Below are 17,784 nucleotides of genomic sequence, written 5' to 3'. Positions count from 1 at the left end.
TCATGAAATTGCACGCCTCCATTGAAAGCATCGGCCTGATCGGGCCCGGCCTCGCCGACTGGCCGCAGGCCGCCGAAATCCTCGCGGGCCATGCGCCGTGGGCGAGCGCGCGCACGGCACTGCCGCCGCCCGCGGGCCTGCCGAGCGCCGAGCGCCGCCGCACCAGCCCGGTCGTTAAAACGGCGCTGGCCGTGGGCCACGAAGCCGTGGCCGCGAGCGGCCGCGACGCCACGACGCTCGCGACCGTATTCGCGGCGTCGGGCGGCGACGGCCAGAACTGCCACGCGATCTGCGAAATGCTCGCCGGCGACGACCGCCAGATCTCGCCCACGCGCTTTCACAACTCGGTGCACAACGCGGCGGCGGGCTACTGGAGCATCGCGGCGCGCGCGCGGGCGACGTCGAACGTGCTCTGCGCGCACGACGGCAGCTTTGCCGCAGGGCTGCTGGAGAGCCTGTGCCAGGTGGCCGTGGACGGCGTGCCGAGCCTCCTGATCGCCTACGACACCGACTATCCCGAGCCAATGCATGCGGTGCGCCCGATCGACGATGCGTTCGGCGTGGCGCTCGTGCTCGCGCCCGTCACTGCGGCCGACGACGCCGGCGCGCCGACGCCGGCGAAAGCGCTGGCGCGCATCGAGGTGAAGCTCACCGACGCGCCCGCCACGACGCTCGCCTCGCCCGAGCTCGAAGCGCTGCGCGCCGACAACCCCGCCGCACGCGTGTTGCCGCTGCTCGAAGCGATCGCGGCAGGGCGCGCGGCGAGCGTGGTGATCGACTATCTGCCCGAGACGCGCGTGCGCATCGACGTGACGCCGACGGGCACGCATGCGGAGGGCTCGCCATGACGCAAGACGTTTTGCACGGCGCGCCGATTGCCGGTTCGTCCATGACTTCGTCGAGCGCTTCGTCGACCGCGTCGCCCCGGACGCCTTCGACACCCCCGGCACCCGGCGCCGCGCCGCTCGGGCGCGCGTGGATCGCCGCGCACATCCCGCACAGCGGCGCGATGTGCCTGCTCGACACCGTCGACGCATGGGACGACACCCGCATCCGCTGCACGGCGACGAGCCACCGCGACGCCCGCAACCCGCTGCGCTCGCAGGGGCGGCTCGCGTCGGTCTGCGGCATCGAGTACGCGGCGCAGGCGATGGCCGTGCACGGCGCGCTCGCCGGCATGCGCGAAGGCGCCCGGCAACCGGCAACGGCGAGCCGTCCGCGCGTGGGCTATCTCGCGAGCGTGCGCAACGTGGAAGCGCGCGTCGCACGCCTCGATACGTTCGAGGCGCCGCTCAGCGTGGCAGCCGAGCGCATGGGCGGCGACGGCAACACCGTCCTCTACGGCTTCACGGTTCGCTGCGGCGACGAGGTGCTGCTCTGCGGGCGCGCCGCCGTGATGCTCGACGCGTCCGGCGCGCTGGCCCGGACCACCGATAACCATTCCAAGGGAGAACTCGCATGAAAACACGTCAATTCGTTCTGACCGCGCTGCTGCTCGGCGTAATGAGCTCGGCCGCCCATGCCGACCTCCACGAGGTGAAAGAGAACATCAAGCACGACTCGAAAGAGGCGGCGGTGAAGACCGGCCACGCGGCGCGCGACTTCGGCCACGCGACCGCGAATGCGGCCCGCTCGGTCGGGCACGGCATCGCGCACGTTTCGCGCGAAGGCTGGGAGGGGACCAAGCGCGCCACGAAGCGCGTGTTCCATAAGGACGAAAGCAGCGAGCAAGCGCGCAAGACCGAGGCGTGATGCGATGAGACGGGGTTGGCGCGGTCCGGGGCACGCGGGGTCCGACGTATCGCAAATTCCTTGCAAAGTCCTGTGTCAGACAGTGAACTGGGCCGAACCGTCCTCGGCAAGCTAAAATCGACCACTTGACCAAGAGTCGACAGGCCCTTTGAGTTCAGTAACCGTCAAGGCCTGGCGAGATCCTCGCAAACGAGGTTGGGTTGATTGCATTGTTGAGGATCGGACATGAGACTGACAGATGAGCAATTGCTGACGCTGCTGGCTGACATCGAATCAGATCGTGCGGAACGCAAAGAGAGCTTTAAAGGCGAAGCTCCTGAGAAGGTCCGCCAGGCCGTCTGCGCCTTCGCCAACGACTTGCCAGGACATGGACAGGCTGGTGTAGTTTTTATTGGCGCCAAAGACAAGGATGGTGAACCTGGTGGATTGGACGTCACCGACGACCTGCTGCGCGCTCTCGCAGATATTCGCTCGGACGGCAATATTCTGCCTTTCCCGAGCATGACCGTCGAAAAGCGAAATCTTCGTGGAAAAGATGTGGCGGTTATCACCGTCATGCCTGCCGATGCACCTCCAGTGAAATATCGAGGGCGCATCTGGATTCGCACGGGACCGCGTCGCGATATCGCCAACGCACAGGATGAACGTGTTCTCAACGAGAGGCGCCGTTATGGCAATCTGCCATTCGACCTGCAACCCATATCGTTTGCCACGCTGGCAGACCTGAACCGGGGAACATTCGAATCAGAATATCTTCCGGGAGCTTTCTCCGCCGACGTACTGGAAGCCAACCATCGCAGCTACGAGGAGCGCCTTAGCGCCTGCCGCATGATCGAGTCCGTGGCGTCGCCCTCGCCGACCGTCCTGGGCGCAATGGTTGTCGGCAACCAGCCTCGTGATCTGATCCCCTGTGATTATGTTCAGTTCCTGCGCATAGATGGATCTGAACTGGATGCACCAATCATCGATGAAGCCGTTATCGACGGACGTCTTGGCGAAATCCTGAATCGCCTCGACGACAAGATCAAGGCACATATTTCCACACGCATCGACTTGACCTCTGGCGATGTGGAGAAGCGCGTCGTCGATTATCCTTTGGCCGCCCTCCAGCAGTTAGTGCGCAATGCTGTGATGCATCGCACTTACGAGGCGACCAATGCCCCAGTCCGTATTACGTGGTTCAATGACCGAGTCGAAATTATTAGTCCAGGCGGCCCTTACGGGGTGGTCAATTCGGGCAATTTTGGCCGGCCCGGTATTACGGACTACCGCAACCCTCATCTCGCCGAAGCGTTGAAGGTGTTAGGCTTTGTACAACGTTTTGGTGTGGGTATTGCCACCGCGCGCAAATTGCTCGCCGACAACGGCAATCCGCCACCCGAATTCGATACCGGTGCCAACCATGTTTTGGTTACCGTTCGGAGAACCCGATGACGATTCCTGTCCTCACTTTTTTCAATAACAAGGGCGGTGTCGGCAAAACCTCACTGGTGTACCACCTGTCCTCCATGTTTGCCGCGCTAGGTGTGCGGGTATTGGCCGTGGACCTGGACCCGCAGGCCAATTTAACAGCCGCGTTTCTGGACGAGGATCAGTTGGAGGAGATTTGGGAAGATGAAACAACCACTTCCACTATCTTTGACAGCATCAAGCCATTGCTGGACGTCGGTGATTTTGCACCGGTGGACTACCAGATCATTAACTCAAGGCTCGCGCTAATTCCGGGCGATCTTGCGCTTTCGAGCTTTGAAGACCAACTTTCTGGCACATGGACGGATGTCTTGAGTGAGACAAACAAGGCTCGCCCATTCCGCATCCTGACTGCATTCTGGCGCAGTGCCCAAGAAGCGGCGACCCGCTTTGGGGCAGATCTGGTTGTTATCGATGTCGGCCCGAACCTGGGTGCAATCAACCGCGCCGCTCTACTGAGCAGTAACCACGTAATCGTTCCCTTAGGCGCTGATTTATTTTCTTTGCAAGGCCTGCGTAACCTCGGCCCTACCTTGCGGAACTGGCGGGAAGGCTGGGAAAAGCGTCGCAGTAGCTGGACACAACCGACGTTTGATTTGCCTGACGGCGACATGACCCCCGTCGGCTATATCGCCATGCGCCGCGGTGTTCGCTTGACGAGGCCAGTAAAGGCATATACACGCTGGCTCGACCAGATTCCGAAGGAGTTTCGTCAGAGCGTCCTTGACCAAAAAGTGGACCCCAAAACGCTGCCAAGTATTGGAACGGATCCCTATTGCCTTGCGATGTTGAAGAATTACAACAGCCTGATGCCACTGGCACAAGAAGCCCGAAAACCCATTTTCTTTTTGAGGGCGGCCGACGGAGCCATTGGCTCTCACGCAAACGCTGTACAAAAGGCATATAGCGACTTCAAGACGGTTGCCCTGGAGATCGCTCAGCGGATCGATCTCACATTGCCCGAAAGCTTTTTGTGAGTACGTGACACGAACTGGGTCTCACCCGAACTAGCTGGAAGCTGGCGATCGAAACCCTGCCCGATGCCTTCGTTCGCAAATTAATTTCCCTCCCCCGAACGGCCAATTTACCCGTGTTGCGCCCGCGACAAGGCAAAATACGGGTTTTGAGCCCGCGCCGGGCTCATGTTTTTCCTGCCGGCTGCCGCCTGGCGGGGGCTGCCATGCCCCCGCCGTCACACGCTGGACGTCCCGAAGACGTACCGTGAGCGCCTCGACGCGAGGCCGGCCGGACCGCTCGCCCCAGGCGTGCGAGCCCACTGGAGCTGTTTTGATGACCGAACCCAAGATTTCTTTCGCGGGCAGGCTCTCGCTTGCCTTCGGATCGTTCTTCGCCATCCTCGGCAATGCCGAGCTGGCCGCCGGCGTGCGCCGCCTGCGCAACGGCGAGACCATCGCGCCCGCTGCCGCGCCGCAAGCAAGACCCGCTGCGCCGGCTCCGGCCGCCGCGCCCGTCGCCAAACCCGCGCCCGTACCAGCGGCCGCCATCGAGGAACCCAGCCCGCAATCGGCGCTGCAACTGCTGGGTCTGCTCCAGCGCAACGCCCGCTTCGTGGATTTCGTCGAGGAAGACATCGCCAATTACGGCGACGCCGATATCGGCGCCGCGGCGCGCCTCGTGCACGAAGGCTGCCGCGCGACGCTGCGCGAGCACTTCACGATCCGCCCGGTGCGCACGGAGGCCGAGGGCAGCCGCGTGACCATCGCCGAAGGCTTCGACGCCACGGCCATCCGCCTGACCGGCAACGTGGTCGGCGCGGCGCCTTATAACGGCACGATCAGCCATCGCGGCTGGCGCGTCGAGGACGTCAAGCTGCCCAAGCTCGTGAAGTCGAACGACGCCAAGGTCCTCGCACCGGCAGAGGTGGAACTGTGAGCGAACCGCGTTATTCCATCGGCGTCGACCTCGGCACGACGCATTGCGCCCTGTCCTTCGTCGACCTCGCCGGCAGTGACGGCGAAAAGGCCACCCAGGGCGTGCTGCCCGTCACGCAATTGACGGCCCCAGGCGCGATCGAGTCGCCCGAGCTGCTGCCCTCGTTCCTCTATCTGCCCAATGCGGGCGAGCTCACGCCGGGCGACCTCACGCTGCCCTGGACCACGACGCGCGAGTACGCCGTGGGCGAAATGGCGCGCAGCCGCGGCGCTGGCACGCCCATCCGTCTCGTGTCGAGCGCCAAGAGCTGGCTTTGCCATCCGGGCGTGGACCGCCGCGCCGCGATCCTGCCCAACGACGCGCCGCCCGAAGTCGCACGCGTCTCGCCGCTCGAAAGCTCGATCCGCTACCTCACGCACCTGCGCGAGGCATGGGACTACGCGAACCCCGACGCGCCGTTCGCCGAGCAGGACGTCACCGTCACGATTCCGGCCTCGTTCGATCCGGCCGCGCGCGAACTCACGGCCGAGGCCGCGCAGGCCGCCGGCTACACGCGCATGACGCTGCTCGAAGAACCCCAGGCCGCGCTCTATAGCTGGATCCAGAAGAGCGGCGGCGCGTGGCGCAAGGAAGTCAAGGTCGGCGACATCATCCTCGTGGTGGACGTGGGCGGCGGCACGACCGACCTCTCGCTGATCGCCGTGGTCGAGCGCGAAGGCAATCTGGAGCTGCACCGCGTGGCCGTGGGCGAGCACATCCTGCTCGGCGGCGACAACATGGATCTCGCGCTCGCCCACGTGGTCGCGCGCAAGCTCGCGGCGCAAGGCACCCAGGCCGATCCGTGGCAGTTGCGCGCGCTCACCTACGCGTGCCGTTCGGCCAAGGAAACGCTGCTCTCCGACCCGAGCGTGGAAACCGTGCCGCTCGTGGTGCCGAGCCGCGGCTCGAAGCTGATTGGCGGCTCGATCCGCACCGAGCTCACGCGCACGGAACTCACGCAGATCATCCTCGAAGGCTTCTTCCCGCAGGTGGACGCCGCGGCGCGCCCGGTCACGCGCGCCCGCGCCGGCCTCACGCAGCTCGGCCTGCCCTACGCGCAGGATGCGGGCGTGACGCGCCATCTCGCGGCCTTCCTCGGCCGCCAGGTGGGCGCGCTCGCGGAGCTCGAAGGCTTCGGCGCGCCCGCGGCGAGCGCCGAAGGCGCGAGCTTCCTGCATCCCACGGCGGTGCTGTTCAACGGCGGCGTGTTCAAGTCGCCGCTGCTTGCCGGGCGCGTGCTCGACATTCTCAACGGCTGGCTAGCGGCCGAAGGCGCGCCCGCCGCGCGCCTCCTGGGCGGCGCGGACCTCGACCTCGCGGTCGCGCGCGGCGCGGCGTACTACGGCTACGTGAAGCGCGGCAAGGGCGTGCGCATCCGCGGCGGCACGGCGCGCGCGTACTACGTGGCGATCGAATCGGCCATGCCCGCGGTGCCGGGGCTCGAGCCGCCGGTCTCGGCGCTGTGCGTCGCGCCCTTCGGCATGGAGGAAGGCACCGACGCGGCGCTGCCGCCGCAGGAATTCGGCCTCGTGGTGGGCGAGCCGGTGCACTTTCGTTTCTTCGGCTCGTCGGTGCGGCGCCAGGATCAGGTAGGCACCCTGCTCGACTACTGGTCGCCGGAAGAGCTTCAGGAGCTCGAAGAGATCCAGGCCACGCTGCCCTCCGAAGGCCGCACGCCCGGCGAAGTCGTGCCGGTCAAACTGCATGCGCGCGTGACCGAAGCGGGCACGCTCGAACTCGAAGCGGTGCCGGGCGGCAGCGCCGAGCGCTGGAAGGTCGAATTCGACGTGCGCGGCGGCGCGGGCGCCTGAAGCCGCGTTCGAAACCCCGCATTCGAACCCTTGAGCACGATGAAGCGATACGTCGTAGGCATCGACCTCGGCACGAGCAACACGGTCGTTGCCTACGCGCAAAGCGGCGCGGACGAGATCCGCGTCTTCGATATCGAGCAGCTCACCACGCCCGGCGAGGTGGGCGCGCAACCGCTCCTGCCTTCGGCACGCTATCACCCGGCGCCGGGCGAGCTCGCGCCCGATGCCCTGCAACTGCCGTGGAGCGCGCCCCAGGGCACGCCCGCCGATGCAAGCGGCGCCGCGCCCGTCGTCGGCCGTCTTGCGCGCACGCTCGGCGCGCAGGTGCCGGGCCGGCTCGTCGCCAGCGCCAAGAGTTGGCTTTCGCACGCCTCGGTGGACCGGCTCGCGCCGATCCTGCCGTGGGGCGCGCCCGACGACGTCGGCAAGGTCTCGCCCGTGGACGCGAGCGCGAGCTATCTCGCGCACGTGCGCGCCGCGTGGAACCACCGCTTCCCGCACGCGCCGCTCGAAGAGCAGGACGTGGTGCTCACCGTGCCCGCCTCGTTCGACGACGGCGCGCGCGCGCTCACGCTCGAAGCGGCGCGGCGCGCGCGGCTGCCCGCGCTGCGCCTGCTTGAAGAGCCGCAGGCCGCGTTCTACGACTGGCTGTTCCACCATCGCGAATCGCTGCAGGCCGAGCTCGCGCAAACGCGCCTCGTGCTCGTCTGCGACGTGGGCGGCGGCACGACCGACCTCACGCTCATCAAGGTCCACATCGAGGACGGTGAACCGAAACTGAGCCGCATCGGCGTGGGCAACCACCTGATGCTGGGCGGCGACAACATGGACCTCGCGCTCGCGCATCTGGCCGAAAGCCGGCTCGCGGGCGAGAACGCGCGCCTCTCCGCCGCAAGCCTCTCGCAGCTCGTCGAGCGCTGCCGCGTCGCGAAAGAGCAATTGCTGGGCGACGCCGCGCCCGAGGCCGTCGGCGTGACGCTGCTCGGTGCGGGCGCGCGGCTGATCGGCGGGGCGCGCACGACACAGCTCAGCCGCGACGAAGCCGAGCGCATCGTCGTGGACGGCTTTTTCCCCGCCGGCGGCCCCGGCGACCTGCCGCGCCGCTCGCGCGCGGCGATCGTCGAATTCGGCCTGCCCTACGCCGCCGACGCCGCGATCACGCGGCATATCGCGGCCTTCCTGCAGCGCTTCGCCGCGCAGTCGCGCGAGGCGCTGGATGTCGCCGACGGCGGCGCGCAAACGCCCCTGCCCGTACCCGATACGCTGCTGCTCAACGGCGGCGTGTTCCGCGCGAAGGCGCTCGCCGGGCGGCTGTGCGAGACGCTCGATGCGTGGCGCCAGCAGCCGCTCACCGTGCTGCAAAACGACCAGCCCGACGTGGCCGTCGCGCGCGGCGCGGTGGCCTTCGCGCTGGCGCGTTCGGGGCGCGCGCCGCGCATCGGCGGCGGGTCGCCGCGCAGCTACTTCCTCGTGCTCGACGAAGAAAGCGGCAAGAGCATGAGCACGGGCGCGGACGGCAGCGCGACGACGCGCGGCGTCTGCCTGCTGCCACGCGGCACCGAGGAAGGCCACGAAGTACGCCTCGACGAGCGCGTGTTCGCGCTGCGTCTGGGCCATCCCGTGCAATTCCACCTGGTCTCGACGGTCGCCGATACGGCCTGGCAGCCCGGTGAGATCGCCGATGTTTCGTCGGCGGACTTCGTGCGGCTGCCGCCGCTCTCCACGGTGGTGCAGCGCCAGGATGCCCACGGCGCTCAAGGCGCGCGCGCAGAGCAGGAGCGCCCAGTGCGGCTCACTGCGCAGCTCACCGAAGTGGGCACGCTGGAAGTGCGCTGCATCGCCACCGAGGACGACGCGCAGCGCTGGCTGCTCGAATTCCAGCTCCGTCGCGACGAGGCCTCAGGCGCGCAGGCGAATCAGGGCGCGCGCCACGCCGGGCTCGACGAAGCCATCGCGCTGATCGACCGCGTGTTCGGCCCGAAGTCGGCGAAAGTCGATCACAAGGAAGTCAAGCGCCTGCGCGCGCAGCTCGAACACGTGCTCGGGCCGCGCCAGAACTGGGACGGCCCGCTGCTGCGCGAACTGTTCGGCGCGCTGTGGGAGCGCGCGGGACGGCGCCGCCGCTCGCCCGACCACGAGCGCCTGTGGCTGAACCTCGCGGGCTTCTGCATGCGGCCGGGCTTCGGCTATCCGCTCGACGAGTGGCGCGTCGAGCAGCTCTGGACTCTCTTCGACGACGGCATCCAGCACGTCAACGAAAGCCAGGTGTGGTCCGAATGGTGGACGCTGTGGCGGCGCACGGCGGGCGGGCTCGGCGAAGCGGAACAGGAGCAGGTGCTGGAGGCGATGCGCTGGCTCGACGAAGCGGCGAGCGCGAAAAAGCACAAGCTGCCGTTCGATCCCGCGAAGCTCGGTCACGCCGACATGGTGCGGCTCTACGCTTCGCTCGAACGCATCGCGGCCGAGCGCAAAGTCGAGATCGGCGAGCAGCTTTTGACGCGCTTGCAGAAGCCTTCGGAGAATCATCAGAGCTGGTGGGCCGTGGGGCGCATTGGCGCGCGGTTGCCGTTTTATGGCAGCGCGCACGGCGTCGTGGCGCCCGAGGTGGCCACGCGCTGGCTCGACGCGATCCTCGCGCTCGACTGGAAGAAGGTCGAGCCTGCCATGTTCGCCGCCGCGCAGATCGCGCGTATGACCGGCGACAGATCGCGCGATCTGGAGCCTGCGGTGCGGGAGGCGGTGCTGCGGCGGCTCGAAGGCGCGAACGCCCCGCATACGTGGATCGAGATGGTGCGCGAAGTCGTGACGCTCGATAACGCCGATACGGGGCGCGTGTTTGGGGAGGCGCTGCCGGCGGGGTTGAAGTTGATGGGAAGCTGAGAAGGTCGTAGCGGTTTTCTGCGGAGGGAAGTGCTCAAACCGCGCCATGCGCGGCGATGTTACGATATTGGCCTTTGAAATACAGCAATGGTTGCGTGGCAGCCGTTTCTTGCAGGTCTAACGCTTTCACTTCACCAATCACGATCAGGTGATCACCTGCGGCGTGTTCGGCGTAAATTTCGCAATCCAGCCAGTGAAGGCTGCCGACAATGACCGGATTACCCAGCGGCGATTCCTGCCATTCGACGCCGTGCCACTTGTCCGCGCCTCGCCGGGCGAACTGGTTGGAAATCTCGACTTGCTCATCGGACAGGATATTGACTGCGAATCGACCTGCCTGGCGAATCCTGGGATAGCTGGCCGAACTGGACATGACGCTGAACGACACCAGCGGCGGATTCATCGACACGCTATAGAACGACTGGCAAGTGAAGCCAATCGGCTCGCCATCGACGGGCGATGTAATGACCGTGATACCGGATGCGTAGTGCCCGAGCGCTTCGCGAAAGCTCAATGGCTCGATAGCGGTACTGGAAAGTGACATAGTAGGGACTAGATACTGGGTGCAGTTCGAAAGGGTTAAGGAAGGCCCTCCGCGTCTGGCCGTCGCGAGCCGCTCACGACGGCCATTTTCCGCCTCAGAATTAGTTCGAGAGTTCGCTTCGGACGATTTCCGCGCCTGCACTCAAGGCTTCCAGCTTGCCTTTCGCTATTGCGCGAGACAGGGGAGCCATGCCGCAGTTGGTGCAAGGATAGAGTTTGTCGGCATCGACAAACTGGAGTGCTTTTCGCAGCGTATTGGCGACTTCCTCGGGCGTTTCAATGGTATTGCTCGCCACGTCAATGGCCCCCACCATCACTTTCTTGCCGCGAATAAGCTCGATGAGCTCCATCGGAACGTGAGAGTTGTGGCACTCCAGCGAGACCATGCCGATACTGGACTTTTGCAGCTTGGGGAAAGCCTCTTCATACTGCCGCCACTCCGACCCGAGCGTCTTCTTCCAGTCCGTATTGGCCTGGATGCCATAGCCATAGCAAATATGGACGGCCGTTTCGCACTTAAGCCCTTCGATAGCCCTTTCCAGCGTGGCAACGCCCCACTCATTCACCTCGTCAAAGAACACATTGAATGCGGGTTCGTCGAACTGAATAATATCGACCCCGGCAGCTTCCAGCTCTCTCGCTTCCTGATTCAGGATTTTGGCGAATTCCCAGGCCAGTTTTTCGCGGCTTTTATAGTGATCGTCATAGAGCGTATCGATCATCGTCATCGGGCCGGGCAGCGCCCATTTGATGGGTTGCTTCGTTTGCCGACGCAAGAACCTGGCATCTTCGACAAAGACCGGCTTTTGGCGGGCAACGGCACCCACGACCGTCGGTACGCTTGCGTCATAGCGATCGCGGATTCTGACGGTCTTGCGGTTCTCGAAATCGACGCCGTCCAGGTGCTCGATAAACGTGGTCACAAAATGCTGGCGCGTTTGCTCGCCATCGCTGACGATATCAATGCCGGCGTGTTGCTGTTCTTGCAGCGACAGACGCAACGCATCTTGTTTGCCTTCGAGCAATCCCTCATCCTGCAGTTTCCACGGCGACCAAAGTTTCTCGGGTTCGGCGAGCCAGGAGGGCTTAGGCAAGCTGCCAGCAGTTGAAGTGGGTAGCAATTTTTTCACAATAGATGACCTTGCGTTTTGATTAGTCAAAGAGCGTAGTTAGCAGACCACTGCTCAAGAACAGCCTGGTAGGGTTTGATAAACTGCTCTTCAACAAACTTTCCCTGTTCAATAGCCAGCCGGCTACGTTCTTCTCGATCGTAGACAATTCGAGTCAGCGAAAAATCCTGGTGCTTCAAACTGGGCTGATAGGATTTTCCTGCTGCCGAATTCGCATTGTAAATTTCCGGCCGGTAAATCTTCTGGAAGGTATCCATCGTGCTGATGGTGCTGATCAGCTCAAGATTGGTGTAATCACCCAGCAGATCGCCGGAAAAATAAAAAGCCAAAGGCGCAGCACTATTCGGAGGCATGAAGTAGCGAACCTTCAGCCCCATTTTCTTGAAATATTCATCGGTTAACGAATATTCATCTTGCTCGTATTCAACGCCCAATACAGGATGCTGATTTTCCGTCCGACGATAGGTCTTGCTACTCGAAACACTGAGGCATATGACGGGCGGTTTCTTGAAATTATCCGTGTAGGCGCTTGAATTCACGAAGCACTTGAACAGCTTTCCGTGCAGGTCGCCAAAGTTATCTGGGGTGCTGAACCCAGGCTGATTCTTGTTGTGCTCCAGCAATAGCACGCTAAAATCATAATCCCGCACGTAAGAGGAGAAATTATTCCCTGCAATGCCCTCAATGCTCTCGCCAGTTTTTCGATCAAAAATATTCGTTTTCAATATTTCGATCAAGGGAAGTGCGTTACCACTGCCTTCACCATCAATATTCATCTCGACGGAAATTATTTCAAGCTTGACGGTATAACGATCGCCTTCAGGGTTATCCCAATGCGCCAACGCATTGAAACGATTGTCGATCATCCTGAAGGTGTTGCGCAAATTCTCCTGGCGACTCGTTCCTCTAGCCAGGTTAGCAAAATTGGTCGTTATACGCGTATTGTCTGAAGGACGATAGTCTTCATCGAAACCAATGCTCTTGATAGCGAATGTGAAATCTTTACTCATTGTGATCTGGCAACCTGAATTCTGATGTAGAAGCTGCAGTTACTTCGTGCATTTTCAGAATTTTATGCCAGGCCATTCATGAATAAAAATGAATTGATTTCATGCAACCATTAGCCATTTTCATGGTTTGCTAGCGGCGAGCAAGTCACATGTAGCCCGCGCCATGGCAAGCTCACGATTGGACTGTGGAGTCGTCGTGGCCGTAGAACTTCACGCCCAGCTGAATGCGCTCCCGGCCGCTTTCCAGGCGATGCTGATTGGTGTCGCGTAGCGAGTAGACGCAGCCGCAATACTCTTGCTGATAGAAGTTTTCTCGCTTGCTAATCTCGCTCGAAGCGCATGTCGAAGCACATGGTGCAGCGGATGCCCCGCTCCGGCTCGTTCTCCATCCCGCGTGCGCGTTCGAACCAGTTAAGCAGTTATCGCGGTCGTAATCGGCATCGACGAAGAGAATGCCGAACTTTTCGGCAAAGCGGATGTTTTCATCCTTGCGCAGTTCGTATTCCTTGCGCGGATGAATATTGGGGTTATAAAAAAAGATCGTGAAGTCGATGCCCGACGCCACCATGGCTTCCATGACTTCGCCGGAGCACGGCGCGCAGCATGAGTGCAGCAGCACCTTGCTTTGGCCGCCAGGCAGTGGGAGGGGCTTACGGTTATCGGTTGATGTCATGACGCGGCTCGAACGTTGTGGCATTGCCAGTGCGACCGCACTCGCCCAGCGGACCAGCGGGCGAAACTTGCTGAAACGCGGATATGTGGTTTCGGGGCGCAGCGTGCCGGCCGGCCTGAGGACGGAATGGGTCGCCCGGTATCACTCGTCAGCCAGCACGCGTGCGCACCTCGAAGCTGAACTGGCCGGTCAACTGGGGCTCGATTTCGCTGACGTCGTGGTCTACTGTCCGGCGCTCACGATGATGAAGGAAGCGACGGCGCCCGTCGAAACGATTCGCGGCGTTGAACTGCTGAATGACCGGGAAAATGAAGCGTCCGGAGAAATCGGCGCATTGCAGGATCACTACGCCGATCTCTGGCGATTTTACGTTTTCGTACCGGAACAGGCTGTCGTGCGCGCTGCCGCGGTGGCCGCTGAAATGTTGGACCTTCCCTCAGAACTCCGGCCAAAGCAAGAACCGCCCAATGGTCGGTCCACGCTCCCTGGCAGTGCGATCCCAGCGCTCCCAGGCCTTATCGTCGATGAAGAAAAATGGCATTATCCCATCCGTCCATTAGTTTCCTTCATTATCCTTTTCCATGCTCGAGCGCGTTCATCTCGTCATCGTTCGCGAAGTGGCCCGTCAGGGCTCACTCACCGCGGCCGCGGAGTCGCTTTTCCTCACGCAATCGGCGTTGAGCCACACGGTCAAAAAAATCGAGCAGCAGCTCGGCACCCCGATCTGGCACCGCGAGGGGCGCAGCCTGCGGCCTACGCAGGCCGGCCAGTATCTGCTCTCGCTCGCCGAGCGGCTTCTGCCCCAGTTCGAACTCGCCGAGGAGCGCATGAAGCAGTACGCGGCGGGCGAGCGCGGCACGCTGCGCATCGGCATGGAATGCGCGCCGTGCTATCAGTGGCTGCTCAAGGTCGTTTCGCCGTATCTGGCGCGCTTTCCCGATGTGGATGTGGATGTGAAGCAGCGCTTCCAGTTCGGCGGGATCGGCGCGCTGATCGGCTACGACATCGACGTGCTGGTGACGCCCGATCCGCTCAACCGCCCCGGCCTGCGTTTCGAGCCGGTGTTCGACTACGAGCAGGTGCTCGTGGTCGCGGAAAATCATCGGCTGGCAGGCGAGCGCTATGTGAAACCGGAACAACTGGTCGACGAAACGCTCATTACTTATCCCGTGGAAACCGACCGGCTCGACATCTACAACCAGTTTCTGCGCCCCGCCGGCATCGTTCCGCGGCGGCACAAAACGATCGAGACGACGGACATCATGCTGCAGATGGTCGCGAGCCATCGTGGCGTGGCGGCGCTGCCCAAATGGCTCGCGGAAGAATACGCGGACCGCATGCCGCTCGCCATCGTCAAGCTCGGCAAACAGGGCATCGCCAAGCAGATTTTCCTCGGCACGCGCGAGGACGATGCCGTGGTCGATTACCTGAATGCATTCGTGGAATTCGCGCGGGAGTCGAACTGGCAAACGCCGCGCGTAGGGCGCTGACTCCCGTTTCTCCATTCTTTGGCAGGACTAACCATGAGCTTCGTTGCGATCTTTTTCGCGGGCGCCTTCCTGTGCAACGCGATGCCCCATCTCACCGCGGGGCTGCGCGGCGAGGTGTTCCCTTCTCCGTTCTCGACGCCGCACGGCAAGGGGCCATCGTCGCCGCTGGTCAATTTCCTGTGGGGCTTGCTGAACGCATTGATCGGTCTCGCGCTGCTGGTCCACTATCCGTTCGCGCCGGGCGTGAACGCCGATAGCGCGGCGCTGCTCGTCGGCGTGCTCGTGATGGGGGTTTTCACCTCGGTCCATTTCGGCCGCGTGCGTCGCGAAGGTCTGTTTTGAGCGCGACGCAACGCGATCCGCTCGATCCGCCTCTCCGCAAAATTCCCCCAAAAACAAAAAATCCCCGCGCTCCCAACCGTTCATCATGAACGGCCGGCAACGCGGGGATTCACCACTCGCAGACCGCAACGGCCCAGCAAAAGGCCGCGCAATCCACCAGTCGATTTACTTCTTCTCTTCGCCCTTGATCTGCGGCAGCGCCGAAGCCTCACCCGGCGTGAGCAGCCCGACTTGCGCATACACACGCAGCTTGTCGCGCGTGTCGGTGATGTCGAGATTGCGCATCGTCAGCTGGCCGATCCGGTCGCGCGGCGAGAACGTCGAAACAACCTTCTCCATCGAGAGGCGTTCCGGCTGATACGTCAGGTTCGGCGACTTCGTGCTCAGAATCGAGTAGTCGTTGCCGCGGCGCAGTTCGAGCGTCACCTCGCCCGTGATCGCGCGCGCGACCCAGCGCTGCGCCGTTTCGCGCAGCATGATCGCCTGCGGATCGAACCAGCGGCCCTGGTACAGCAGACGGCCGAGGCGGCGGCCGTTCTCGCGGTACTGCTCGATGGTGTCTTCGTTGTGGATGCCGGTGACGAGGCGCTCATAGGCGATGTGCAGCAGCGCCATGCCCGGAGCTTCGTAGATGCCGCGGCTCTTCGCCTCGATAATGCGGTTCTCGATCTGGTCGCTCATGCCCAGACCGTGACGGCCGCCGATGCGGTTCGCTTCGAGCAGCAGCTCGACCGGGTCCGTGAAGGTCTTGCCGTTGAGCGCGACCGGCTGGCCTTCCTCGAAGCGCACCGTGACTTCTTCGCGGTCGACCTTGACGTCGTCGCGCCAGAACGCCACGCCCATGATCGGGTTGACGATCTTGATGCCCGATTCGAGGCTTTCCAGATCCTTGGCCTCGTGCGTCGCGCCGAGCAGGTTCGAGTCCGTCGAGTAGGCCTTTTCCGCCGACATCTTGTACGCGAAGCCCGACTGGCGCATGAACTCCGACATTTCCGCGCGGCCGCCCAGTTCGTCGATGAAGAGCTGGTCGAGCCACGGCTTGTAGATCTTCAGATCGGGGTTGACGAGCAGGCCGTAGCGGTAGAAGCGCTCGATGTCGTTGCCCTTGTAGGTCGAGCCGTCGCCCCAGATGTTGACGCCGTCTTCCTTCATCGCGGCGACGAGCATCGTGCCCGTCACGGCGCGCCCGAGCGGCGTGGTGTTGAAGTAGGTGACGCCGCCCGTCGAGACATGGAACGCGCTGCTTTGCAGCGCCGCGATGCCTTCGGCCACGAGCTGGGCGCGGCAGTCGATCAGGCGGGCGCCTTCGGCGCCGTATTCCGTCGCGCGGCGCGGGATCGAATCGTAGTCGTCCTCGTCGGGCTGGCCGAGATTGGCGGTGTAGGCGTACGGCACGGCGCCCTTCTTGCGCATCCAGTGCAGCGCGGCGCTGGTATCGAGACCACCCGAGAACGCAATACCTACTTTTTGACCGACCGGAACACTTTCAAGAATCGTACTCATCGACAAAACCCGTTGAATGGAGGACATAGACCAGGCGCATAGTTTATCCGATGCGCAGGGCCCGGCCCCCTGGGTCCGACAGAAATCGTGTCTGGAAATCGGTTTTGGGCTGCGTTTTGGGGCGAATCCGGCCCGGTTTGGCCCCTCCGGGCCGGGCCTCTGTCGATCGCACCCCAAATTCCGCGATGCCGCTCCCCCTACAGCGGAAAGCTGAACTGCACCCAGAGCTTGTTGCCTTGCGGACGATTGCGCACCGCGAACTCGCGCTGATACTTCACGACGATCCCCGATGCCGGCCCCCACATGTAGCGCAATTGCGGCCCGATCGCGACCGACTGGCCGCGGAACCCATCGGCCACCTCGACGCCGTCTTGCGTGTCGTCCGTGAACTGTTTGAGCAGCGTGCCCTGCACGCCGACCTGCAGCCGCTGATTCAACGAGTAACCGATCAAATAGTCGAGAACCGCGACGGCGCCCGAGTGGTATTGCGTCGCGTGATTCGGCGAGTTCATTTCGAGCAAGGCCGTCGTGGAAATCTCCCAGTCGTGCTGCGGGAACCACGTCACGCTCAAATACGGCAGGAACGCATAGGTGTTGAGCCCCGTATTGGCGATCCGGTTGACCGAATAAGCGCCAGTGGGAACCGCGAACGATGGCGAGAAGAACGCGAACAGGGTTTTGGACGGATTCGCGTAGCCCAGCATCAAGGGCTCGAGAATGACATCGCCGAGCGCCGTTCTGTTACCCGTGCCGCCCGGCGTCGAGAGATGCAGATACAACATGGGCACGATCGCACTGCTCGAGATCGTGAACGGCCCGGCTGTCGCTCCCCACGTATGCACCACGCGCGGCGTTTCCGCGACCACGCTCGAATGGAAGCCGGGCACGCTGCTGTTGCCGTCCGCGCCGGCAAACTTGTTGGCCGAATAATAAAGCGAGTAGTTGAAATACTGCGTCGCGCCCGGTGGCGGAAGCAGGCCGTTCAGCACGGTATTGACGCCGAGCGGGTAGCTGATCTGTCCATTTTCGGTGGCGTGCGTAGGCGCCGCGATCGCGCACGCGACGAGGCCTGCGCCGAGCAGGCGCGGGAAGGAATAGGTCATGAGTCTCCAGGCCGGGTAGTCGTTGGTCTTGTGTTTGTCGGTCGCCAGGCATCAGCGCCTGGTAGTCCTGACTGACTTCATCGGAACGTTTTTAAACCGTTCGATGCCGACGCAATGTAAAGCGAGCGCCATGGAGGAAAAAGCT

The 17,784-nt window shown here is 63.1% G+C and carries 15 protein-coding genes and 2 pseudogenes; 11 read left to right on the top strand and 6 right to left on the bottom strand.

From position 1 onward, the window contains the following. The first annotated feature begins 2 nt into the window (after positions 1-2). The 8 genes from U5775_RS04715 to U5775_RS04680 all read left to right on the top strand — a co-directional run bounded on the left by U5775_RS04715 (position 3) and on the right by U5775_RS04680 (position 9,845). Positions 3-848 carry a beta-ketoacyl synthase chain length factor gene (locus U5775_RS04715; protein WP_322056959.1) on the top strand — a complete coding sequence of 282 codons (846 nt, stop codon included), beginning with the start codon at positions 3-5 and terminating at the stop codon, positions 846-848. Positions 849-889: 41 nt separating this feature from the next. Next, positions 890-1,462 carry a hotdog family protein gene (locus tag U5775_RS04710; protein ID WP_322057188.1) on the top strand — a complete coding sequence of 191 codons (573 nt, stop codon included), beginning with the start codon at positions 890-892 and terminating at the stop codon, positions 1,460-1,462. Beyond that, positions 1,459-1,752, top strand: a complete 294-nt coding sequence (locus U5775_RS04705) for a hypothetical protein (RefSeq protein WP_322056958.1) — start codon at positions 1,459-1,461, stop codon at positions 1,750-1,752. The genes U5775_RS04710 and U5775_RS04705 overlap by 4 nt, the downstream gene beginning before the upstream one ends. Positions 1,753-1,977: 225 nt before the next feature. Continuing rightward, entirely contained in the window at positions 1,978-3,186 is a 1,209-nt protein-coding gene (locus U5775_RS04700; protein WP_322056957.1) for an ATP-binding protein, read from the top strand. Further along, positions 3,183-4,199: a ParA family protein gene (locus U5775_RS04695; RefSeq protein ID WP_322056956.1), complete on the top strand. Its 1,017-nt coding sequence runs from the start codon at positions 3,183-3,185 to the stop codon at positions 4,197-4,199. Before U5775_RS04700 ends, U5775_RS04695 begins: the two co-directional genes overlap by 4 nt. A gap of 313 nt (positions 4,200-4,512) precedes the next feature. Beyond that, complete coding sequence (locus U5775_RS04690) at positions 4,513-5,115, top strand: DUF2760 domain-containing protein (RefSeq protein ID WP_322056955.1); 603 nt, start codon at positions 4,513-4,515, stop codon at positions 5,113-5,115. Next, entirely contained in the window at positions 5,112-6,965 is a 1,854-nt protein-coding gene (locus U5775_RS04685) for an Hsp70 family protein (RefSeq protein ID WP_322056954.1), read from the top strand. Before U5775_RS04690 ends, U5775_RS04685 begins: the two co-directional genes overlap by 4 nt. A 39-nt stretch (positions 6,966-7,004) precedes the next feature. Further along, the gene (locus tag U5775_RS04680) at positions 7,005-9,845 is read left to right on the top strand and encodes an Hsp70 family protein (RefSeq protein ID WP_322056953.1); all 2,841 of its coding nucleotides are present in this window, start codon (positions 7,005-7,007) and stop codon (positions 9,843-9,845) included. 34 nt (positions 9,846-9,879) lie between these two features. Here U5775_RS04680 and U5775_RS04675 read toward each other — a convergent pair whose 3' ends face one another. From U5775_RS04675 to U5775_RS04660, 4 genes and pseudogenes are all read right to left on the bottom strand, one after another. After that, positions 9,880-10,359 carry a flavin reductase family protein gene (locus U5775_RS04675; protein ID WP_322056952.1) on the bottom strand — a complete coding sequence of 160 codons (480 nt, stop codon included), beginning with the start codon at positions 10,357-10,359 and terminating at the stop codon, positions 9,880-9,882. Between the two features lie 130 nt (positions 10,360-10,489). Then, a complete protein-coding gene (locus tag U5775_RS04670; protein WP_322056951.1) occupies positions 10,490-11,518 on the bottom strand; it encodes a methionine synthase in 1,029 nt (342 codons plus the stop codon). A gap of 26 nt (positions 11,519-11,544) precedes the next feature. Beyond that, the gene (locus tag U5775_RS04665) at positions 11,545-12,528 is read right to left on the bottom strand and encodes a DUF1852 domain-containing protein (protein ID WP_322056950.1); all 984 of its coding nucleotides are present in this window, start codon (positions 12,526-12,528) and stop codon (positions 11,545-11,547) included. A gap of 172 nt (positions 12,529-12,700) precedes the next feature. After that, a pseudogene (locus tag U5775_RS04660) lies at positions 12,701-13,201 on the bottom strand (epoxyqueuosine reductase QueH). Between U5775_RS04660 and U5775_RS39405 the strand changes: the two are divergent. From U5775_RS39405 to U5775_RS04645, 3 genes and pseudogenes are all read left to right on the top strand, one after another. Continuing rightward, positions 13,095-13,586, top strand: a pseudogene (locus U5775_RS39405) (hypothetical protein); the annotation flags it as partial. The pseudogenes U5775_RS04660 and U5775_RS39405 overlap by 107 nt on opposite strands. A 196-nt stretch (positions 13,587-13,782) precedes the next feature. Next, positions 13,783-14,691: a LysR family transcriptional regulator gene (locus U5775_RS04650; RefSeq protein WP_322056948.1), complete on the top strand. Its 909-nt coding sequence runs from the start codon at positions 13,783-13,785 to the stop codon at positions 14,689-14,691. A gap of 33 nt (positions 14,692-14,724) precedes the next feature. Then, entirely contained in the window at positions 14,725-15,033 is a 309-nt protein-coding gene (locus U5775_RS04645; protein WP_322056947.1) for a hypothetical protein, read from the top strand. Between the two features lie 165 nt (positions 15,034-15,198). Here the strand turns inward: U5775_RS04645 and argG are convergent, their stop codons facing one another. Beyond that, positions 15,199-16,536, bottom strand: coding sequence for an argininosuccinate synthase (argG, locus tag U5775_RS04640; RefSeq protein ID WP_322056946.1), 1,338 nt, complete (start codon positions 16,534-16,536; stop codon positions 15,199-15,201). 197 nt (positions 16,537-16,733) lie between these two features. Then, positions 16,734-17,639, bottom strand: a complete 906-nt coding sequence (locus tag U5775_RS04635) for a transporter (RefSeq protein WP_322056945.1) — start codon at positions 17,637-17,639, stop codon at positions 16,734-16,736. Positions 17,640-17,784 lie beyond the last annotated feature (145 nt).

The organism is Paraburkholderia sp. J63, from assembly GCF_905220245.1.
Classification (GTDB): Bacteria; Pseudomonadota; Gammaproteobacteria; order Burkholderiales; family Burkholderiaceae; genus Paraburkholderia.
This window is presented reverse-complemented; position numbering and strand designations above follow the sequence as displayed.